Source organism: Bacillus sp. ISL-39, assembly GCF_018613295.1.
GTDB lineage: Bacteria > Bacillota > Bacilli > Bacillales > Cytobacillaceae > Mesobacillus.
Genome location: NZ_JAGGQM010000011.1, coordinates 71,617 through 94,217, shown reverse-complemented (window position 1 = coordinate 94,217; position 22,601 = coordinate 71,617). Strand labels below are relative to the sequence as shown.

At 44.2% G+C, this 22,601-nt stretch carries 17 protein-coding genes and 1 other annotated feature; of the genes, 8 read left to right on the top strand and 9 right to left on the bottom strand.

Annotation, left to right across the window (positions count from 1 at the left end):
- Positions 1–58: 58 nt before the first annotated feature.
- Complete coding sequence (locus J7E37_RS10865; RefSeq protein WP_214780746.1) at positions 59–1,954, bottom strand: sensor domain-containing diguanylate cyclase; 1,896 nt, start codon at positions 1,952–1,954, stop codon at positions 59–61.
- Positions 1,955–2,398: 444 nt separating this feature from the next.
- Between J7E37_RS10865 and rpsD the strand changes: the two genes are divergently transcribed.
- Entirely contained in the window at positions 2,399–3,001 is a 603-nt protein-coding gene (gene rpsD, locus J7E37_RS10860; protein WP_079510073.1) for a 30S ribosomal protein S4, read from the top strand.
- A 386-nt stretch (positions 3,002–3,387) separates the two neighbouring features.
- Here rpsD and tyrS read toward each other — a convergent pair whose 3' ends face one another.
- Entirely contained in the window at positions 3,388–4,647 is a 1,260-nt protein-coding gene (tyrS, locus tag J7E37_RS10855; RefSeq protein WP_214780748.1) for a tyrosine--tRNA ligase, read from the bottom strand.
- A 71-nt stretch (positions 4,648–4,718) separates the two neighbouring features.
- Positions 4,719–4,940 (bottom strand) — a binding site (T-box leader).
- Between the two features lie 142 nt (positions 4,941–5,082).
- Here tyrS and J7E37_RS10850 point away from each other — a divergent pair.
- Positions 5,083–8,013: a transglycosylase domain-containing protein gene (locus tag J7E37_RS10850; protein WP_215023905.1), complete on the top strand. Its 2,931-nt coding sequence runs from the start codon at positions 5,083–5,085 to the stop codon at positions 8,011–8,013.
- Positions 8,014–8,121: 108 nt separating this feature from the next.
- On the opposite strand, the gene acsA is transcribed toward J7E37_RS10850, so the two are convergent.
- Positions 8,122–9,840 (bottom strand): acetate--CoA ligase, encoded by a 1,719-nt coding sequence (acsA, locus tag J7E37_RS10845; RefSeq protein ID WP_215023904.1) that lies wholly within the window; start codon positions 9,838–9,840, stop codon positions 8,122–8,124.
- A gap of 225 nt (positions 9,841–10,065) precedes the next feature.
- Here acsA and J7E37_RS10840 point away from each other — a divergent pair, with 225 nt between their 5' ends.
- From J7E37_RS10840 to J7E37_RS10830, 3 genes are read left to right on the top strand one after another with little or no spacing between them, the layout of a single operon-like run.
- Positions 10,066–10,698 carry a GNAT family N-acetyltransferase gene (locus tag J7E37_RS10840; RefSeq protein ID WP_214780754.1) on the top strand — a complete coding sequence of 211 codons (633 nt, stop codon included), beginning with the start codon at positions 10,066–10,068 and terminating at the stop codon, positions 10,696–10,698.
- 40 nt (positions 10,699–10,738) lie between these two features.
- Entirely contained in the window at positions 10,739–11,386 is a 648-nt protein-coding gene (locus J7E37_RS10835; RefSeq protein WP_214780756.1) for an acetoin utilization AcuB family protein, read from the top strand.
- Positions 11,383–12,555 carry an acetoin utilization protein AcuC gene (locus J7E37_RS10830; protein WP_215023903.1) on the top strand — a complete coding sequence of 391 codons (1,173 nt, stop codon included), beginning with the start codon at positions 11,383–11,385 and terminating at the stop codon, positions 12,553–12,555. Before J7E37_RS10835 ends, J7E37_RS10830 begins: the two co-directional genes overlap by 4 nt.
- A 931-nt stretch (positions 12,556–13,486) precedes the next feature.
- Here the strand turns inward: J7E37_RS10830 and ccpA are convergent.
- Together ccpA and J7E37_RS10820 are read right to left on the bottom strand one after the other, a co-directional pair.
- Complete coding sequence (gene ccpA / locus J7E37_RS10825) at positions 13,487–14,485, bottom strand: catabolite control protein A (protein ID WP_214780758.1); 999 nt, start codon at positions 14,483–14,485, stop codon at positions 13,487–13,489.
- 263 nt (positions 14,486–14,748) lie between these two features.
- Positions 14,749–15,822, bottom strand: a complete 1,074-nt coding sequence (locus tag J7E37_RS10820; protein ID WP_214780759.1) for a bifunctional 3-deoxy-7-phosphoheptulonate synthase/chorismate mutase — start codon at positions 15,820–15,822, stop codon at positions 14,749–14,751.
- 354 nt (positions 15,823–16,176) lie between these two features.
- Between J7E37_RS10820 and J7E37_RS22485 the strand changes: the two genes are divergently transcribed.
- Positions 16,177–16,824 (top strand): cell division protein FtsA, encoded by a 648-nt coding sequence (locus J7E37_RS22485; RefSeq protein ID WP_353050010.1) that lies wholly within the window; start codon positions 16,177–16,179, stop codon positions 16,822–16,824.
- Complete coding sequence (locus tag J7E37_RS10815; RefSeq protein WP_353050009.1) at positions 16,739–18,331, top strand: cell division FtsA domain-containing protein; 1,593 nt, start codon at positions 16,739–16,741, stop codon at positions 18,329–18,331. Before J7E37_RS22485 ends, J7E37_RS10815 begins: the two co-directional genes overlap by 86 nt.
- 24 nt (positions 18,332–18,355) lie before the next feature.
- Here J7E37_RS10815 and ytxJ read toward each other — a convergent pair whose 3' ends face one another.
- From ytxJ to J7E37_RS10800, 3 genes are all read right to left on the bottom strand, one after another.
- Positions 18,356–18,685 carry a bacillithiol system redox-active protein YtxJ gene (gene ytxJ, locus J7E37_RS10810; RefSeq protein ID WP_214780761.1) on the bottom strand — a complete coding sequence of 110 codons (330 nt, stop codon included), beginning with the start codon at positions 18,683–18,685 and terminating at the stop codon, positions 18,356–18,358.
- Positions 18,686–18,804: 119 nt separating this feature from the next.
- A complete protein-coding gene (locus tag J7E37_RS10805; RefSeq protein WP_215023902.1) occupies positions 18,805–19,284 on the bottom strand; it encodes a YtxH domain-containing protein in 480 nt (159 codons plus the stop codon).
- 17 nt (positions 19,285–19,301) lie between these two features.
- Positions 19,302–19,781, bottom strand: coding sequence for a DUF948 domain-containing protein (locus J7E37_RS10800; protein WP_215023901.1), 480 nt, complete (start codon positions 19,779–19,781; stop codon positions 19,302–19,304).
- Positions 19,782–20,003: 222 nt separating this feature from the next.
- Here J7E37_RS10800 and J7E37_RS10795 point away from each other — a divergent pair, with 222 nt between their 5' ends.
- Complete coding sequence (locus tag J7E37_RS10795; protein ID WP_214780766.1) at positions 20,004–21,119, top strand: aminopeptidase; 1,116 nt, start codon at positions 20,004–20,006, stop codon at positions 21,117–21,119.
- A gap of 63 nt (positions 21,120–21,182) precedes the next feature.
- Here J7E37_RS10795 and murC read toward each other — a convergent pair whose 3' ends face one another.
- Positions 21,183–22,484 carry a UDP-N-acetylmuramate--L-alanine ligase gene (murC, locus tag J7E37_RS10790; protein ID WP_215023900.1) on the bottom strand — a complete coding sequence of 434 codons (1,302 nt, stop codon included), beginning with the start codon at positions 22,482–22,484 and terminating at the stop codon, positions 21,183–21,185.
- Positions 22,485–22,601 lie beyond the last annotated feature (117 nt).

The window sequence follows — 22,601 nt, the reverse complement described above, 5'->3', positions numbered from 1 at the left end:
TCATAGAGTTGTCAACAACTTAGTAATTTTATAAATGCCTTAACCACGAAAAAAGCACTCATTCCTGAGTGCTGTTAAAAGTAAATTGTTCTTCATTCTGGACGACTACTTTATTTTTACCTGATCCCTTTGCCAGATATAAAGCCTGGTCGGCCCTTTTGAACACTGTCTTGGTAGTGTCATCCTGTCCCTTGATCCATGTGGAGACACCGCATGAAACAGTTACATTTGGGCTCGTATTTTTTTCAACTTTATCTACCAGCCTATTCGCGATTTTGACACCAGTCTCGAGAGGGGTACCTGGCAAATAAATCGCCAGCTCCTCACCGCCCCATCTTGCACCTATGTCTGTTCCGCGGATATTTTTGGCAATCTGGCGAGCCAGCTGGATTAGTACTTCGTCTCCAACCTGGTGGCCATATTGATCATTAACACTTTTAAAATTATCGACATCAATCAAAATAAAGGTTCCCTGTTGATCTTCAAGCATGGAAAGATTCATCTTTTCATCCAAATACCCTCGGGAATACAGCTTCGTCAAATGATCCGTCACAACCATTTTCTCCAGCTCTTCTCGAAGCATCGAATTGGTAAAAGCCAAAGTTGAATGGTGAATAAGAGACTGGAGCAGCTTGAATGTATCAAACGCAAAGTGATAAGGCTCTTCATGCATGACAAGCGCAAATCCCTTTAGTTCACCGCTTTGGATCATCGGAACACCCATTATCGAGTGGAAATGCAAGGGAGCGTCCTCACGCTCTGAAGAAATATCTCCCAGGAACAATGGCTCCATATCCTGTCGGATTCGATGGGCAACGTTCAATATATAGTTGGAAGCATCCTTTGAAAAGAAAAAGCTTGTGCTGCCCTGAAGGACGGAGTAATCATCATGTTCCTCGTCAAGCATAATGAAACCGACTTCCTGGGCATTAAAGGACTTGATGATTTGCCCGCAGATAAATTTCATTGTATCTGTCAGGCGCAAACTCGTATTCAACTGATGGGAAGTTTCATTGATCAACTGCAAATCAGCGATTAATTTCCTGGATTGCTCATAAAGCTTGGCATTTTCCAGCGCACTACCTGCAGTATAGGCGAGCAGCTTGATGAACTCTACTTCATTTTGCGGAAAAACCAGTGAGTTTGGAGCTATGACCTGCAAAACACCGTAAACACCCTGTTTTCCTTTCAAAGGAGCGTACATGATTGAATTCTTCTCTAAAACAGAGTCCTCAAACTGAATCTGCCCGCTTACATACGACTGCATCGCAGTCAGGTTATCGCTATCGTATTCAAGGTCTCTAACCGGTAACCCTCCATATCCCTTGTGGTCATGAGACAACAGCAGATAATAGGTGAAGGAAGGATAAACTTCCCTCAGGGTGGAAATGATTTCACCGAGCACTGCATCCATGTCCATAGTTGAGTGAAATTTCTTCGTCACCCGGAATAATTGCTTATACCTTTTTTCTTCTTCCATTGTTTCCGCCAGGCTGCGCACTTTCTCAACGAACACATTGCATTCATAAGATAGTTTGTTGAAGAAGCGGTCTGATAATCGGTTTAGAAAGTCACTGTTCATTTGGAATCCAAACAGGCCCTTTGGTTTTTCATTCGCTGTCAAAACCAGCAACAGTTCATGCTGAGGCATGGACTCTGGATATCTAATGAAGGCATAGGGTTTCGCTGCCAGTTCATTCACCAGACAATTAGGAATAGTCTTCAACTCACCGTCATTAGTCGAGAGACGGGTTGTAGCCTCCAGGAACATCCTTTGCTTCCATTCCTGGCAGGTGTAAAAGTCGACCACATCCGCTTGCAGGAGTTCTTTTAAAATAGACGTCATTTGCGAGAGAACATCTGAGGAAGAAAAAGATAATCTGCCTGTGCTGATCAAATCGAAAAATTTGCTTTTCAGTTCTAATATAATTTCCCGTTCTAATAATTCTTCCATATATATCACCTGTTTTAAAATCACTTAACAGCGATTTGTAAGTAGCTGTTTTGACAGGCAGCAGCCTGAATAAACTAAAATGATTCATCACGTGGCAAGGTAATATCCAAAATAAAACAATTACTATTCATTATACCATAGGCCTAGTAAAATAGTATGATATAAAAGACAATCTTTTCAGAGGAAAAGATCGATAATAAGAGGCTTTATTTTCAATATAGACTTGACTTCAATACAAAATAAATTATATAATACTCTTTGTGTAAAATATCGCAGCCTATGTGGTCTACATTATGTATGTATTTTGTTCCTCAAACAAGGTTTGATGGTGTATCTCGTAACCCGCTGCTGCTAGGGCGAAGGTACATGAAAACAAAATACCCATAAATGTTTAATCACAATCTGTTTTTATTTTACAAAATAAAAACTAAGGAGGAGTCATTCATGGCTCGTTATACCGGCCCAAGCTGGAAACTATCCCGCCGTCTTGGAATTTCACTAAGCGGTACAGGTAAAGAATTAGAAAAACGCCCTTACGCACCAGGTCCTCATGGTCCTAACCAGCGTAAAAAGCTTTCCGAATACGGATTGCAACTTCAAGAGAAGCAAAAGCTTCGCCACATGTACGGAGTTACTGAGCGCCAGTTCCGTAACTTGTTCGACAAAGCAGGCAAAATGCCTGGTAAGCACGGCGAAAACTTCATGATTCTTCTTGAAGCACGCCTTGACAACGTTGTTTACCGTCTTGGTCTTGCTCGCACTCGTCGTGCAGCTCGCCAGTTAGTAAACCACGGCCACATCATGGTTGATGGCGCACGTGTAGATATCCCATCTTACCGCGTAGCTCCTGGCCAGACAATCACACTTCGTGAAAAGTCTCGCAACCTTGATGTAGTTAAAGAAGCAATCGAAGTAAACAACTTCGTACCTGACTTCTTGACTTTCGACGCAGACAAGCTAGAAGGAACTTTCACTCGCATGCCTGAGCGTTCTGAACTTCCAGCTGAAATCAACGAAGCTCTTATCGTTGAATTCTACTCTCGTTAATAAAGTGCTTAAAGAACCCCAGCCGACTTGGCTGGGGTTTTTGTTTTATAAATATTCTTTTTCTGATCTCGCATTCTTCATAACTTAACTAAAATACGGCCCCCTGTTTTACCAGGAAGGCCGTTTTATTAATCTTATATCCGGTGGTAAGCCTGATGACGGACAATTTTTCCGTTTCATCATCGATTTTTGTCCGTCATAACCTGGATGACGGACAGTTTTTCTCGTTCCACCCGCAATTTTTGTCCGTCATAACCTGGATGACGGACAGTTTTTCTCGTTTCACCAGTGATTTTTGTCCGTCATACCCTGATGACGGACAGTTTTCTCGTTCCACCAGCGATTTTTGTCCCTCATACCTGGAATAGCCCTAACTTCGGTCCATTCTAGTACTTAATCATAAAGTACTTCTTTTTGCCGCGGCGGACGATCGTGAACTGGCCTTCGATTTTGTCTGCATCGCTTAGTACGTAAGCAGTGTCCGTGACGCGTTCTCCGTTCAGGGAGACAGCGCCGTTTGCAACATCTTCACGTGCCTGGCGCTTAGAAGGCGAGATTTTTGCTGCAACCAGCAAGTCGACTAACCCTTGTTCTTCTCCCCCCTCTACTGTAAAAGAAGGAACGTCCTTGAAGCCTTGCTTGATTTCGTCAGCGCTAAGATTTTTGATATCGCCGCTGAAAAGTGCCGCTGAGATCCTGATTGCCTGCTGAAGGGATTCTTCGCCGTGGATCATTCGTGTCATTTCTTCAGCAAGGGCTTTTTGTGCTTTGCGTAGATGCGGCTCTTCCTCAACCGCCTTTTCCAACGCTTCGATTTCTTCTTTAACTAGGAAAGTGAAGAATTTCAAGTACTTCACTACATCGGCATCAGCAGTGTTGATCCAAAACTGGTAGAACTCGTATGGTGACGTTTTTTCTGGATCAAGCCATACAGCTCCGCTTTCTGACTTTCCGAATTTAGTTCCGTCTGCTTTTGTGACAAGCGGAATTGTCAGTCCAAAAGCCTTGGACCCTTCTGCAGACATTTTACGGATCAATTCGAGACCTGTCGTAATATTGCCCCACTGGTCACTTCCGCCAATCTGGAGCTTGCAGTCGTGCTTTTCGTATAAATGGAAGAAATCCATCGCTTGCAGGATTGTGTAAGTGAATTCTGTGAACGAGATACCTGTTTCAAGTCTTGAAGCGATTGTATCCTTTGCCAGCATGTAATTCACGCCAACATGCTTTCCGAAGTCACGCAGGAATGTAACGACATCCATGGAACCGGCCCAGTCGTAGTTGTTGACCATCATCGCTCCGTTTTCACCTTCTACGCTGAAAATTTGCTCCAGCTGCTTTCTGATTCCGTCTACATTTACCTGTACTTGTTCAAGCGTCTGCAGTTTACGCTCCTCACTCTTGCCGCTTGGATCGCCAATTAAGCCAGTCGCTCCTCCAACAAGAACAATCGGACGATGCCCCGCATTCTGGAAACGGCGCAGCGTCAGGAACGGAAGAAGGTGTCCGATATGCATGCTGTCCGCGGTTGGATCGACACCACAGTAGAGAGAGATTTTCTCCTTTGAAAGCAAATCCTTCATTCCCTCTTCATCTGTCTGCTGGTAAATAATCCCGCGCCATTCGAGATCTTTTAGTAATTCCATTTCTTCTTCCTCCATTCAAAAATATATTTCGCAACCGGATTTGAACCAATAAAAAACGCCCCTGCAATAAATGCAGGGGCGCTGTATGCGCGGTACCACCCGGCTTGAAAACAAAACAAAAAAATGTCTTCCACTCAATAAAATAACGGTTAAACCGTCCGCGGCTACTATGTATACAGTTCACTGCGGCGCTCGGGGAGGTAATTCATCCTTCTGTTTGTACCGGCTCACAGCAGCCGCCGGCTTTCTGGAACAGTGACAGAAGCACTACTCATTCCCTTCACAGCTTTTTGCTATAAAGTTAATAAAGCATTTTTACCATAAAGCGTTACTTGTTGTCAAATTCGACAGTAATTTTCAGAAAAATTAACATTAGCATCTATTCGACAGCCTGTTTATGCTATAATGTATGTGATTTTAGGGGGAATGATATGAATGCATGAAGGAAAACAGGCTTGGAAAGAGAAGCTTAAATCCTTTGGTGCTTTTTTTACGAATAAAAAAACCGTAAAAGGAGCCCGGATTACTTATTCGGTTGTCTGGAACATGCTGTTGTTATTGATCATTGTATTAGTTCTCGGCGGTGGCTTCGCCGCAGGCACAGGTGCCGGGTACTTCGCATCCCTTGTCAAAGATGAACAAATCCGACCTTATGAAAATATGAGGAAAGATATATACAACTATGAAGAAACCTCGGATTTATATTTTGATAACGATGTTTATCTTGGCAAGCTCCGAACGGACCTTTACCGTGAGGAAGTGAAGCTTGACGATATGTCGAAGCATTTGGTAAATGCAGTAGTCGCAACCGAAGATGAGTACTTTTACGAGCATGACGGCGTGGTTCCAAAAGCAATCATGCGTGCACTTTTCCAGGAGGTCACAAATTCAGCGACATCCTCAGGGGGAAGTACACTAACACAGCAGCTCATCAAGAACCAGATCCTGACCAATGAAATTTCGTTCGAGCGGAAAGCGAAAGAAATCCTTCTCGCCCTTCGTCTCGAAAAATTCTTTGATAAAAAGGAAATTCTTGAAGCCTATTTAAATGTAGCTACCTTCGGACGTAACGCTAACGGCAGCAACATTGCCGGTGTCCAGGCCGCAGCAAAAGGAATCTTTGGGAAGGAAGCGAAAGACCTGACATTGCCACAGGCCGCTTTTATCGCCGGACTTCCGCAAAGCCCGTTCGGCTATACTCCATTCAGCAGCGACCGCGGCAAGCTGAAGGATCCGAAAGGACTTGAGCCTGGCCTGTCCAGATACAAGACAGTCATCACAAGGATGCATGGAGCTGGTTTCATTTCTGATGAAGAGTTCAAGGAAGCGATTAGCTACGATATTACAAAGGACTTTGTAAAAGAAGTTCCAAGTGACAATACTGTTGAGGAATATCCATTCTTAACGTTTGAAATAGAGAAACGTTCGGTTAACATCCTGGCGGAAATTCTTGCTCAGCGTGATGGCTATGAACCTGAAGATCTGAAAAAAGATAAGAAACTTATGGATGAGTATCACGCGCTGGCCGACCGCGACATCCGCCAGAATGGCTATAAGATTTACACGACCATCAATAAAGAGATTTATGAAAAACACCAGGAAACAGCGAATAAGTACCCTTATTATGGAAGGAACAAACCACAGGAAGTTCCTGACCCGGATGATCCAAGCAAAACAATCACAATCTCCGAGCAGGTTGAAATTGGTGCTGTGTTGATCGAAAACAAAACTGGTAAAATCATCAGTTTTGTTGGCGGACGTGACTTTGACATCCAACAAAGAAACCACGCCACCGATTCACCAAGACAGAATGGTTCCACTATGAAACCATTACTCGCCTATGCACCAGCGATCGACATGGGGAAATTGCACCCTGGTTCAGTGTTGCCAGACGTAGAGGTTCGTTTAAACCCAGCAAGCCCGGGAAAACCTTGGCCGACCAACTATGATAAAGAGTACAGGGGCTTAACCTCAGTTAGGCATGCGTTAACCAAGTCATATAACGTTCCCGCTGTTTTGGCATACAAAAACGTATTGGGTCAAAGACCCGCTTCTTATTTAGATAAAATGGGATTCTCTTCCCTTGTTAAAAGTGACTATGGTATTCTGGCAGCTTCAATTGGCTCTATCGATGGTGGTGTTACCGTTGAGGAAAACACCAATGCATTTGCAACTTTCGGCAATATGGGGAAATTCGTTGATGCCTATTTAATCGATAAAATTGTCGATAAAAATGGAAATGTCATTTTCCAGCATAAAGCCGAGCCTGTAGATGTATTTAGTCCTCAAGCTTCATATTTGACTATCGATATGATGCGTGATGTTATCAACCGAGGAACGGCTACTGCCTTAAAAGGCCGGTTGAAATTCGGCTCTGACTGGGCCGGCAAAACAGGTACAGGTCATGATTATTATGATTCATGGTTTGTAGCCACCAACCCTAATGTATCTTTCGGGGTGTGGCTCGGTTATGACCATAACAAATCACTAGAGAGAAGTTACAAGGGGCTATCTTATGGAGTCCGGACCCAATATATCTGGGCTGACCTAATGAATGATGCTTATGATGTCGCTCCTCAGCTAGTCGATCCTGAAGAACGCTTCAAGATGCCTGGCGGAATCGTCAAGAGATCTTATTGTGCAGTATCCGGCTTGCTGCCTTCAAGCGCTTGCTCGAAAGCAGGACTTGTTGAATCGGATTACTTCATTGCGAAGTATGCACCAACCAAGGTAGATGACAGTCTCGTAGAAAACAAATTCGTTACTGTTGGCGATAAGCGCTATATAGCACTTGATTCAACTCCGGCTGAATTTACGGATACTGGAGTAATATTGAATCCAGAGTATATGGAAAGCATCATCGGGCATAAAATCAGAGATCCGCAGCAGCTGATCCCTAAAAATGATGCCTGGAATAATATTCTCGTTGCGGATGATAAGCTGAGTGAAAACGGAAAGACCCCAGCAGCTTTTGGTATCAAGCTTTCCGGAAAAACGATCACCTGGGGCAAGCACCCTGAAAATGATATTGTCGGCTACCGAATCTATAACAACAAGAAAAAGGTCGGCAGCATTAAAGCAGGAGAAGCCTTGAGCTTCAACGCAGGGGACGGTTCATTCTATGTTACGGCAGTCGATATTGCCGGGAAAGAATCAGCTCCATCCAATATCATTGAAATCGGACAGAAGCCAGAGCCTAAGGATCCTCCGGAAGACAAACCAAAGGATCCAAAACCGAAAGACCCTCCTCCAACCGATCCTGAACCGGATGACCCTCCTGAGCCGCCACCTGGAGATGGTGACGGCGATGGAAATGGAAATGGGAATGGTAACGGAAATGGAAATGGGAATGGGAATGGAAACTAGCAATTGAATATAAGTAGAAACACCGCATCTTGTCGGATGCGGTGTTTCTTTTTTCTGTGAATACTAAAGAGCGTGAAGCCCAGCTTCACGCTCATCAGTATGATTCTATTAGTCTTCCATTGTGGACAAATCGCCAGTTGGGAGATCAAGTTCCCAGGCTTTCAATACACGGCGCATGATTTTACCGCTTCGTGTCTTAGGAAGCTTGTCGCGGAATTCAATTTCTCTTGGTGCAGCATGTGCAGCAAGGCCCTTTTTAACGAATTGGCGAATCTCTTCGATCAATTCATCAGATTGCTCATAACCGTCACGCAAGGCGATGAACGCCTTGATGATTTCACCGCGGACCGGGTCTGGCTTGCCAATGACACCCGCTTCAGCAACTGCTGGGTGTTCCACAAGTTTGCTTTCTACTTCAAATGGCCCTACACGCTCACCGGAAGTCATGATGACATCATCAATTCGTCCCTGGAACCAGAAGTAGCCATCTTCATCCATATAGGCTGAGTCACCGGAAACGTACCAGTCACCAGGCATGAAGTAGGACTCATACTTCTGAGGATTGTTCCAGATTGTATGCATCATCGATGGCCAGCCCTTCTTAATCGCTAAATTGCCCATTCTGTATGGCGGCAATTCATTCCCCTGGTCATCGACAATTGCGGCTTTTACGCCTGGGATTGGCTTACCCATTGATCCAGGCTTGATTTCCATGCTTGGATAGTTACAGATCAATTGAGCCCCCGTCTCCGTCATCCACCATGTATCATGGATGCGCAGGCTGAACACCTTCATTCCCCATCTTACTACCTCAGGGTTCAGCGGTTCGCCGACACTCAGGATATGGCGAAGTGAGCCAAGGTCGAACTTCTTTACAACCTCATCACCCGCACCCATCAGCATCCTGAAAGCTGTTGGGGCACTGTACCAGACTGACACTCCGTACTCTTCGATCATCTTATACCATGTCTCTGGATTGAAACGTCCGCCAATGATGACATTGGACGTTCCTGCAAGCCATGGACCGAAAATTCCGTACGATGTTCCTGTTACCCAGCCTGGATCTGCTGTGCACCAGTAGACATCTTCTTCTTTAAGGTCAAGTACCCATTTAGCAGTCTGATAATGCTGGATCATCGCATTATGGACATGGAGGACGCCTTTAGGTTTTCCAGTCGAACCGGAAGTATAATGCAAAATCAGCCCATCTGTACGGTCAACCCACTCGATTTCAAGCTTTTTGCTGGCTTCAGCTAGTTTTTGCTTGAAATCAACGCACTTGTCATTCTCCTCAATATTATCGCCGACAAGAAGAATGTGCTTCAGGTCAGGAAGTTCATCAACAGGAACACGCTCAAGCAGCTCAGGTGTTGTCACCAATACCTTTGCCCCGCTGTCCTGCAGTCTGTCACGGACAGCACCTTCCATGAATGCTTCAAAAAGCGGGCCAACAATCGCGCCCAGCTTGACCGCCCCGAGAACTGCGAAATACAGTTCTGGAGAACGAGGCATGAAGATAAACACGCGGTCCCCCTTTTCTACATCACCATAAGTTTTAAAGACATTGCCTGCTTTATTTGAAAGCTCCTTCATTTCTTTAAAAGTATATTTTTCCTTGCGCACCCCATCCTGATAATAAAGCGCAATTTTATTTTTCCTGAATCCTTCAGCATGGCGGTCGATCGCTTCATAAGCCATATTGACCCTGCCTGTCTCAGACCAGGAAAACTCTTTCTCCGCTTCAGTCCAATCAAACTGGCCATGAAGCTCTTGATAATTTTTCAGGTTATGATTCCCTTGTGTAACTGGTAGCGCTTCCACTTTCATGTATCCATCCCCCTTGGCTTTATATTTAAAATCCATTATAGTATAAAAATTCGATTTTCTCAATTTTTAAAATATTAATAGAATATAAAAACATTCCTCTTTGAAGTGCGATTCCGTCAAGAAAAGTCTTAAACTAAATACAGAAAATTTTGTGAAAGCGCTTTTATATGTTAGATTTTATGTATAATAGAATTATCGTTTGAATTGTTGACTGGTGGTGACTGAATGGAACATAAAAAGACTTATAACGCAACAGAATTAAAAACTCCTCATGGCCGTTTGATCATTGAAGGCCCGATTTCTCCGGAAAAACTTGCAAGCTATGAATTCCATGAAGATTTAGTGGCTTTTCGTCCACCTGCCCAGCAGCACAAGGCATTGGTTGAGATTGCCGGTCTGCCGGAGGGACGTATCATCGTAGCCCGCTCAGGCCATATGATTGTCGGCTATGTTACTTATCTCTATCCTGACCCTCTTGAAAGATGGTCTGAAGGAAAAATGGAAGATTTAATAGAACTTGGTGCAATCGAGGTCATTCCTGAATTCCGCGGCAGCCGAGTCGGCAAGAATTTGCTGATGGTTTCCATGATGGATGACGCGATGGAAGATTATATCATTATCACAACTGAATACTACTGGCATTGGGACCTGAAAGGAACCGGCTTGAATGTTTGGGAATACCGCAAAGTCATGGAAAAAATGATGAATGCCGGCGGCCTGACCTGGTACGCGACAGATGATCCGGAAATCAGCTCCCATCCAGCAAACTGTTTGATGGCGCGAATCGGCAAGAGGATTGGGCCGGAATCGATCCAGAAATTTGACCAGCTGCGGTTCATGAACCGTTTTATGTATTGATGATTAATAAGAAGCCTCATCATGCAAGGAGGAAGGAACCATGATCGTCGAGGAAATTATGAAAAGGGATGTCACGACACTTTTTCCTGAAAATACAATTGCCGAAGCAATTAAGCTAATGGCGGATAAAAAAATCCGCCACATCCCGATCGTGAATAAGGACCAAGGTGTGATCGGCCTGGTATCCGACAGGGATATCAAAGATGCAGCTCCGTCCGTTTTTCATTGGGATGAGCACAAGGGTGAACTTGACAATCCTGTCAAATCAATTATGACGACTAATGTGATCACTGGACATCCCCTCGATTTTGTCGAGGAAATTTCTGCAATCTTTTATGAACATAATATCAGCTGCCTGCCGATCACCAAGGATAAAAAACTTGTAGGTATCGTCACTGAAACGGACTTGCTCCATACACTTGTTGAGCTTACAGGTGCCCATCAGCCAGGATCGCAAATTGAAGTGAAAGTACCAAACAAAGCGGGCATGCTTTGTGAAATTGCATCTGTTATCAGCTTGAGGAAAGCCAATATCCAGAGCGTGCTAGTATACCCTGACCCAAAGGATGAAGGTTATAAAATCCTTGTTGTAAGAATACAGACGATGAATCCGATCGCAGTGATCGAGGACTTGAAAAAGGCCGGACATCACGTACTCTGGCCAAACCTGCCGGGTGTTTCATCATGAGCGATCGCTCTGTATTCGTCTTTTCAGAGGAGCTGCTGAACTATCGCTTCAGCAGCCACCATCCTTTCAACCAGATTAGGTTGAAGCTTACGCTGGATTTGCTGCGTAAAGTGGGCGCCATTGATAAAGAACATATAGTTGCGCCCCGGATGGCAACGGATGAGGAACTTCAACTCGTTCATGATCCCAATTTTGTAAACGCTGTTAAGCTTGCTGGCCAGGGAAAGCTTAAGGGAGAATCCGCGGAAGGATATGGACTGGGAACGGAGGACACACCGATTTTTGAAAATATGCATGAAGCGAGTGCTCTGCTTGTTGGGGGCACCCTGACAGCTGTGGATTATGTCATGAACGGCAAAGCCAGCCACGCACTGAATCTTGGCGGCGGCCTTCATCATGGCTTCCGTGGGAAAGCATCCGGCTTCTGTATTTACAACGACAGTTCTGTAGCGATAAAATACCTGCAGAAAAAATACAATGCCCGCGTGTTATATGTCGATACTGATGCCCACCATGGTGATGGCGTACAATGGTCATTTTACGATGATCCTGATGTATGCACTCTATCGATTCATGAAACGGGACGCTACCTATTCCCAGGTACAGGAAATGTGAATGAACGCGGCCAGGGCAAAGGCTATGGATATTCTTTCAATATCCCTGTCGATGCCTTCACAGAAGACGACTCTTGGCTTGATGCCTATAGACATGCTCTGATGGAAGTGGCCGAGTTTTTTAAACCGGATGTCATTCTTACCCAAAATGGTGCAGATGCGCATTATCTTGACCCATTGACTCATTTATCCGCTACGATGAAAATCTACCGGGAAATCCCAAAGCTTGCGCATGAAGTCGCCCATAAATATTGCGGAGGCAAATGGATTGCTGTAGGCGGCGGAGGCTACGATATTTGGCGCGTGGTACCAAGAGCCTGGTCACTGATCTGGCTTGAAATGATTGAAAACTCAAACTCTTATGGCAGCTTGCCGCAGGAATGGATAGAAGAATGGAAGGATTCAGCCCCTGTGAAATTGCCACAAGAGTGGGACGATCCTGAAGATTTATATCCGCCAATTCCGCGAAAGCCGGAAATCACGGAAAAAAATGCCCAAACAGTGGAGAAGGCCTTGTATCCAATCAGGTCCAACAAAAAATCTGAAACTGTATAAGTACGGTAACCGGGAGATTTGTGTTCCCGGTTTTTTTTGTTTGTTTTTAAAAAGGTCAGTAAATTAGTACAGGTTCAGACAAAGTTGCGGCTTCCCCTCCTGACTTTGTCTAAAGTGACCCCAGGTTCAGACAAAGTTGCGGCTTCCACTCTGGATTTTGTCCGAAGAGCCTCTAGGTTCAGACAAAATTAAGGCTTCTCCTCCTGACTTTGTCTGAAGTGACCTCAGGTTCAGACAAAATTAAGGCTTCTCCTCCCGATTTTGTCTGAAGTGACCTCAGGTTCAGACAAAACTACGGCTTCCACTCCCGATTTTGTCTGAAGTGACCTCAGGTTCAGACAGAAATACCGCTTCCACTCCCGATTTTGTCTGAAGTGACCTCAGGTTCAGACAACATTGTGGCTTCTCCTCCCGATTTTGTCTGAAGTAACCTCAGGTTCAGACAAAATTGCGGCTTCCACTCCCGATTTTGTCCGAAGTGACCTCAGGTTCAGACAAAGTTGCGGCTTCCACTCCCGATTTTGTCTGAAGTGACCCCAGGTTCAGACAAAATTACGGCTTCCACTCCGGATTCTGTCTGAAGTAACCTCAGGTTCAGACAAAATTACGGCTTCCACTCCCGATTTTGTCCGAAGTGACCTCAGGTTCAGACAAAGTTGCGGCTTCCCCTCCTGACTTTGTCTGAAGTGACCTCAGGTTCAGACAAAATTACGGCTTCCACTCCCGATTTTGTCTGAAGTGACCTCAGGTTCAGACAAAGTTGTGGCTTCTCCTCCCGATTTTGTCTGAAGTGACCTCAGGTTCAGACAACCATTGCGGCTTCTCCTCCCGATTTTGTCTGAAGTGACCTCAAGTTCAGACAAAATTACGGCTTCCACTCGGGATTTTGTCTGAAAAGAGCCCCTCGCATCAACTGCAAGGGGCTCTTCTGTTATTTCGTTGATTTCCTGTTCTCAATCCGGTGCGGAAGGACGACGATATTCTCATCTACGTTTTCTTTGTTCATATACTTCGTCAGTAAGCGCATGGCAACTGCTCCAATATCGTATAAAGGCTGGACAATTGTTGTAAGCTGCGGACGTACCATAAGAGTTAGCCTTGTGTTATCCGAACTGATGACTTCGAAATCATCAGGGACGCTGTAGCCGCGGTCAAATGCCCCATGGATAACCCCAAGGGCCATTTCATCCGAGCCGACAAGGATTGCTGTTGGTTTCTGATTAAGCTCGAGGATTCTTTCAATTGCCTCGAGGCCTGAATCATACGTATAATCCCCTTCGACAACAAGCTCTTCGTTATACTGAATTCCTGCATCTTTTAAAGCTCGCTTATATCCTTCAAGCTTCTTATCCTTATTGATTGGCTCAATCTGAGGCCCAATGACGAATGCGATTTCTTTGTGGCCTTTTTCAACAAAAGTTGATACAGCATCGAAAGTTGCCTGCTCATAATCAATATTGACTGATGGAATTTCACCCGTTTCCTCAATTGAGCCTGCAAGGACAATCGGGACCGGGGATTTCTTGAATTCTTCAACATGCTCGGCCTTAATATTGCCGCCCATGAAAACAATTCCGTCTACTTGTTTGCCGAGCATTGTGTTTAACAGATGCAGTTCTTTTTCAATATTCTGGTCTGAGTTGCTCAAGATAATGTTGTATTTGTACATCGTGGCAATATCTTCGATTCCCCTTGCCAGCTCAGCAAAAAACGGGCTTGCAATATCAGGGATGATGACACCGACAGTCGTCGTCTTTTTGCTTGCCAGTCCCCTGGCAACAGCATTCGGTCGGTAGCCCAGACGGTCAATGACCTCCATGACTTTCTTCCTTGTTGCTGGCTTTACATTCGGGTTTCCATTGACAACACGTGAAACCGTTGCCATTGAAACGTTCGCTTCCCGTGCAACATCATATATTGTAATATTCATCTATTTCACTCCTTCAGGTAATAAACGGCGCTTTTCAGTTAGTTTACAGCAAAAATTGCCACAATAATCATATTTTAAGTTTGTGATTATATGTACAAGCATAATTATGTTATTAATCATACGACATCCTTATCAATCCCGCAATGTGAACAACTTAATTTAATGCATTTTTAACACTATTTCTGTTAAAATCGCTTCTTTTTACGTTACCCTAAAACCTACAATAAAAAAACCTTCCTAAAAAAAGGAAGGTTTCAAGAACTCTATACTCTCACGAACGGAGTGGATTTTAATCCTTCTAAAAACTCATCAAACTGTTTCAGATCCATTTGCTGGGCATTGTCGGATAATGCTACTGCTGGATCTGGGTGAACTTCTGCCATTACTCCATCTGCCCCGATTGCAAGTGCAGCTTTGGCTGCCGGCAGCAGCAGGTCTCTCCTGCCTGTAGAGTGGGTAACATCAACCATGACTGGTAAATGTGTTTCTTTTTTCAAAATTGGCACTGCTGAGATATCAAGTGTGTTCCTTGTAGCTCTTTCGTACGTCCGGATCCCCCGCTCACACAGGATGATCTGGCCATTGCCCTGTGCCATGATATATTCCGCCGCATTGATAAATTCTTCAATGGTCGCGGCCAGTCCACGCTTTAGTAATATAGGTTTATTCACTGCACCTGCAGCCTTTAGAAGCTCAAAGTTTTGCATATTCCGTGCGCCGATTTGGATAACATCAAGGTAGTCGACAGCGATTTCGATATCCGCAGGTGTGACGATTTCACTAATGACTGCCAGATCATATTCATCTGCGACTCTCTTCAAGATCTTCAGACCTTCTACTCCTAAACCCTGGAAGTCATAAGGTGAGGTCCTAGGCTTGAAAGCCCCGCCGCGCAGCATTTTAAAGCCTTTCGCTTTGACTGCTTCAGCAACGGTTGCCACTTGTTCATATGATTCAACTGAACAAGGACCAAAAACAAAGTCTGGTGTTCCATCACCGATTTTTAAACCCTTAATATCAATGATGGTATCCTCCGGCTTTTTCTTCCTGGAAACGAGAAGTGCTTTGCGGTGATCATCAGATTGAAGCTCCAGTCCTGCCTTGAAAACTTCTTTGAAAATATGTTCAATTGTGGAGTTTTCAAAAGGGCCGTTATTTTGCTCTTTGATCAAATCAAGCATTTCCCTCTCACGCACAGGGTCATAACGGTACACACCCTGAGTTTCCTTTGCACGGCCAATTTCCTGGACGAGCAGGGCTCTTTCATTAATTAATGATAGAAGCTCTAAATTCAATTCATCCACACGATTTCTTAGCTGGTCAAGATTTTTACTCATTTTCTGTCCCGTCCTTTCGGAATACATTTTAGCCCTGACACCAAGACTTTTCAAACAAAGAGGCACCAAATTCTTTAACTGCTGCTGTGTATAACCTGATCTCTTTACTGCACCAGGAAGTATAAAATCAGGTTTCTGCGGCTCCCAGCCTAAAGCAATGACATGATAAAGCCGATATTAGTATAGGAGCCCGTGGTGCAACAACGCAGTTAAAGTACTATGGATCAAGCTGTATAATGTGATAATGGTAATTATATCTGAAATAATTTGGATTGTCACGCAAAATTCTTTAATAATTAAACGCTTTTAAGTGATAAAGCATCGTATGAGAACTTAAGTTAGAGGGTGCATGGTGTGCATGTAAATAATAAATTGTTTGCGCTAGATATAGGAACCAGGTCTGTAGTAGGAATAATCCTGGAGGAAACGGATGGTCATTATGAAGCGGTCGACATCATGATCCGGGAACACAAGGATAGGTCGATGCTGGACGGCCAAATCCATGATGTCCTGTCAGTTTCCGAAATCATCACTGAAATTAAAGAAGCACTGGAAGTTTCACATGGCCCCTTGACCAAGGTCTGTGTCGCTGCAGCTGGCCGCGCGCTGAAAACAGAACAATCAAAAGCGGCAATTGATATTTCCGGCAAGCCGATGTTTTCAAAGCAGGATATCCTCCACCTTGAATTAAGTGCAGTCCAACAGGCACAAGCAGCTGTTGCTGGTGAAAAAAACAATGAGCATCACTATTATTGTGTCGGATACTCCGTTCTTTATTACCAGCTTGATGGAGAAGGAATCGGCAGCCTGATTGACCAGCGGGGAAATGAAGCCTCTGTGGAAATCATTGCAACCTTCCTGCCAAAAGTTGTCGTTGAATCTTTGCTTGCTGCACTGGACAGGGCAGGACTTGAAAATGGACGCACTTACTTTGGAACCGATTGCCGCGATCAACGTGCTGATTCCTGCCTCAATGAGGAGATTGAATGTCGCTCTTGTTGATATAGGCGCAGGGACTTCCGACATCGCGCTCACTGACTCAGGGACAGTAATTGCCTATGGAATGGTCCCAGTGGCAGGAGATGAAATTACGGAAGCTGTTAGTGATGAATTTCTGCTTGATTTCCCTCTTGCTGAAAAAGCAAAGCGGGACTTGCTTGTAAATCAAGCAATCTCGATCACAGACATACTTGGCTTTGAAACAGAGGTCAGCAAGGATGAAGCCGTTGAACGAATTGGTCCTGCGATTGACCGTTTGGCAGGAACGATCGGGGAGGAAATCCTGAAGTTGAATGGCAATAAATCGCCAAAAGCAGTCATGCTTGTTGGCGGTGGAAGTCTTACGCCCGATTTACCCAGAAGGCTCGCCGCTATTTTAAACCTCCCGGAAAACAGGGTTGCCATCCGTGGTCTCGATGCCATCAACTCTGTTTCCTTTGCAGCACATATTACGAAAGGTCCAGAACTTGTCACACCAATTGGAATCGCCATTGCTGCCAAGCAATCTCCTGTCCAATATCATACTGTTTATGTGAATGGACAGCCGGTAAGGCTTTTCGAAGTGAACAAATTGACAGTGGGCGACTGTCTGCTGGCTGCCGGGATAAAGATGAATAAGCTTTACGGCAGGCCGGGCCTCGCCATGATTGTCAGCCTGAACGGCAAAAATGTGACGATACCAGGTAAGCATGGGCAGCAGCCTGTGTTACTGAAAAATGGGATTTCCTGCTCGTTCGATGATCAAGTGGATGGAGGAGATCAACTCATTATCCAAAAGGGAGAGGATGGAGTCAGACCAGAATTGAGTCTTGGCGACTTAATCGGCGAGCTCCCATCCAAGATAGTTATAATGAATGGCCAAAGGTATGAAGTCAGCGCGAAGATGACCTGCAATAATCTCCCCGCATCGATGTCCAACCCAGTTGAGGACAGGGATGAGATCATTTTTGAAATGCCAGATACGATCGAAAGTATACTGAAGGAACTTAACCTTGCAGAATTGCTTAATGACACTCGCCCATTTTTGATAAAGATTGACGGAATCGAGCACAAGGTCACAGAGTTCATGGGAAAAATGTATGTTAATGGACTGGAAGCAAAATTACAAACTAAAATTGACCATCTAGATGATATCCGTTTTGAAAAAGGGAAGGAACCTTCCCTGGGAAGACTAGTAGAAAAATTGGGGCTCCCTGCTTCTGAATCCATGCCGATTTTTTTCAACGGCCAACAGGTCCAGCTCAAGCAGGAATTAATCGAATTCTTCCGCGGGGAAAATAAACTGGGAATGGACGAACGCATACATAGCGGAGACCTTTTAACCACTAAGCAAAAGGATGTGCAGCACTTCATCTTCCAGGATTTATTCAACTTTATACAGTTTGAAATCCCAAAGGACAGCCGAGGATTCACCTTATTAAAAAATGGGAAAAAAGCGGCGTTTGACGATCGTCTGGCACCTGGTGATGAGCTGAAAATAACCTTTGAGACCCCTATAGCAGCAAAGTAAAAAAACATCCAGCACGGATGTTTTTTACTTTGTATTTTCTTCTTTAGCGCCAGCCAATGATTTCGCAGTAATTTTAAAATGGGAAGCATGCCAGGCAACATCTGAATTCACAAATAGGATAGCTTGCGGTGATTCATGTTTAACATGAAATTTCTCAGCTATATGGTTGGACAGATCACGAGATTCCTGGACTGTCAGATAATATAAGTTATCGCTGCCATTGTTTTCGAACTTCGCGAATTCATCGTAACCAGCCGCGCTAATCGGGCAAGTCGTGCTGTGCTTCAGCATGAAGAATGTTTCTCCAGAATCGACAAGTTTGTCAAATTGTTCAATTGAATCAAGCTTTTTCATCCTACTCTCTCCTTTTATTAGCTTTTTACGATACCATTGTCGCAATTTCTGCGAAAAGGCTTTTTATAAAAAATAAAACGGTGAAGTTATCTTACCACTTCACCGTTTCATTGACAATTTTACTGATTCAGCTTGTTTTCTGTATCATCGAAAGCTTTTTGTGTTTCTTCAAGCTTCTTTTGGATTTCTTCTCCAGTGGCAGTATGCGTGTTTTCCATTGAGCTTGTCTCTGCCATTGAAGTAGGCACTTCTTGAAGTTCTCCCTCGTCGCCATCTGTATTCTGTGATGGATCTTCGCCCTTGTTCTTCATATCCTTCACCTTGTTCACAATGGTTGAAGACTGCTGCGAAACCGTTTCTTTCAAGCCGCTTGCCTTCTCCTTCGCTGCAGTTGCAAGATCAGCACTCTTGTTCTTCAGGGAAGAAGTTTGCTCATTTAGAGAGCCTCTTAACTCTTTTCCTGATTTAGGAGCAAGCAATAGTGCCGCCAGTGCCCCGGCAAGCCCCCCAACAATAGCTCCAGTCACAAAATCTCTGGAATTGCTGTCTGTCTCCCTCATTGATCCGTTTACATCATACTGGCTTTGTTCCCTGTTCATTCTATCTCCACCTTTCATTAATACCGAACACGTTCACGCTGCTTCGTTACCATCTCTTCGCTCTCAAGCTGATGGTCAATCTTGGCTGTTTTTTTTGATTGCCACTTGTCCTTCAGTTCAAGGAATACATTACTCCACTGAACAACCTGTGAAATCTTGTCCTTATTCTTGTCAATCTGAAGATCAACCATGGACTGAACATTGTGAATAGATTGATTGAATCTCTGAACAGAATTTCCTACATCCCTCACAGCATTAACAACACCGTTCAAGCTCTCAGACTTTCTGGAAATATCGTCTGCCAAATTGTTTGTTTTGTGCAGAAGCTCCGTCGTTTCACGAGTCACTCCATCCAACTGCTTCTCCAGGCCATCAAGTGTGCCTGATACACTGTCTAAAGTTGATTGTAATGATTTAAGTGTCTTGGATAAAGAGACTACCAAAACCAAAAACGCGATTGCTATAACAGCAACACTTAGATACAAAATAATTTCCACTGTTGAACACCTCCGTTAGCATATGTACATTTTACCCCGCAGAATACGACATAAACCACCTTGTCTAATATGTATTTCAATAAAAGCATACCCTTTTCCTTCCTGATTAAGAATATCTTTCTGCAATTTAAAAATCCAGCATTCCATAGAATGAGCACAAAGTTCTGCGTTTCGGTTACAATATGATTATGTGTTTTATTTTTATACATAGGAGTGATTTCGGTGAAAGACCCTCGTATTCAAAAACTGGCAAAGAACCTGATCAATTATTCGGTCAAGCTTCAAAAAGGGGAAAAAGTCCTGATTGAGAACTTCGGGCTTCAGCGGGAGCTTGTTACGGCTCTCGTGAAAGAAGCATACGAAGCTGGAGGTTATCCATTTGTATCATTGAAGGACCACCAGGTGGATCGTTCATTGCTCATGGGTGCCCAGCAGGAGCAATTCGACATGATTGCTGAGTTTGAAGCTAATGTGATGAGTAAAATGGATGCATACATCGGCCTTCGTTCTGGAGATAACATCAATGAACATGCTGATGTTCCAGCAGACAAAATGAAGATTCATGGCAATACGGTTGGCAAGAAAGTTCATAGGGACATTCGCGTTCCAAAAACGAGATGGGTTGTTCTTCGTTACCCTAACTCGGCTATGGCACAGCTGGCGAAGATGAGTACTGAAGCCTTCGAAGATTTCTACTTCGACGTCTGTAACCTCGATTACGGAAAAATGGATAAGGCAATGGACAGCCTGGCAGACTTGATGAACCGTACAGATAAGGTACGAATCACCGGAGACGGAACCGACTTGACCTTCTCCATCAAAGATATCCCTGCTGTAAAATGTGCGGGTGAGCTGAATATACCTGATGGCGAAGTTTATACTGCTCCTGTTCGTGATTCAGTCAATGGCGTGATCACCTACAATACGCCGTCACCTTACCAGGGATTCACTTTCGAAAATGTTAAGCTGACTTTTAAGGATGGAAAAATCGTTGAAGCATCTGCAAATGATTCAGAGCGCATCAACAAGATTTTTGACACAGATGAAGGAGCTCGTTATGTCGGAGAATTTGCGATTGGCGTGAATCCATATATCCTCCATCCAATGCAGGATATCCTGTTCGATGAAAAAATCGACGGAAGCTTCCATTTCACACCTGGACAGTGCTATGACAATGCATTCAATGGCAACCATTCGAATATTCACTGGGATATGGTCAACATCCAGCGCCCAGAATATGGCGGCGGCGAGATTTATTTCGATGACGTTCTGATTCGTAAAGATGGACGATTTGTCATCCCTGAGCTCGAAGGCTTGAACCCTGAGAATTTAAAATAACGATAGAACTCAAGGGCATAAAATACGAAAAGGATGCGGACCAATTGGCCGCATCCTTTTTATTTATTCCTGTAATTGTTTCTCATATGCTTCCTGGAACTTCTGAATATCACCAGCGCCCATGAACAGGATGACGCCTTTGCTATGCTCTTTCAGAAGCGAGGTATCGTCCTCAGCGATGATTTCCGCGTCGTCGATTTTTTCTTTTAGATCAGTAATCGATAGCTTCCCATGATTTTCACGGGCTGAACCAAAGATTTCGCATAAATACACCTTATCCGCTTTATTCAAGCTTTCTGCAAATTCATTCAGGAAGGCTTGGGTCCTTGTAAAGGTGTGCGGCTGGAAAACCGCGACGATTTCACGATCAGGGTACTTCTGCTTTGCAGCTTCAATTGTTACTTTGATTTCTGTAGGATGATGTGCGTAGTCATCAATAATTACCTGGTCTGCAATTTTCTTTTCGGAAAATCTCCTTTTCACGCCTTCGAATGTCTCAAGCTGGGCCTGGATCACTTTGGATTCGATATTTTCGTAATGGCATAAAGCGATGACAGCCAGCGAGTTCAGGACATTATGGTCACCATAGGCCGGGATCGAAAACGTTTCATAGAAATTATTTCGGACAAAAACATCGAACGTCGTGCCCTCAGTGGACTTGACGATATTGCGAGCCTGGAAGTCATTTTCCTCGCCAAAACCATAAAATACGACAGGTACCTTGGCCTGGATTTTTTGCAGCTGCTCATCGTCACCACATGCGAAAATACCCTTTTTGACTTGCCATGACATCTCCTGGAATGCAGAGAAGACATCCTCGATATTGGCAAAGTAATCCGGGTGGTCAAAGTCGATATTCGTCATGATGGCGTAATCCGGGAAATAGGAAAGGAAATGACGGCGATACTCACAAGCTTCAAACACAAAGTATTGAGCATCCTTGTCACCCTTACCAGTGCCATCACCGATCAGGAATGATGTAGGTTTTGCACCTCTCATCACGTGCGCCAGCAATCCCGTAGTCGAAGTTTTTCCATGAGCCCCTGTAATCGCAACACTTGTAAAGTTTTGCATGAAATCACCAAGGAATCGGTGATATCTGATGATTGGAAGGCCAAGCTCCATTGCCTCCTGAATCTCCTCGTGAGTATCCGGATAGGCATTACCGGCGATAACCGTCATTCCAGGCTGTATATTTTCCTTATTAAACGGAAGGATCTTTATTCCAGATTTCTCAAGGGCTACCTGGGTAAAAAAGTGCTTATCATAATCGGAGCCCTGTACCTGATAATCCATATCATGGAGAACTTGAGCTAACGCACTCATTCCAGACCCCTTTATACCTACAAAATGGTAAATAGTCATATAAAGAACCTCCAACAACGTCTGTATGTAACACAGTATATGACAGATATCCCGATTTGCTCATTTCGCCTGTACACTGTATCACACAGTGCAAAATGCAAGACGGATGTGTCTGTC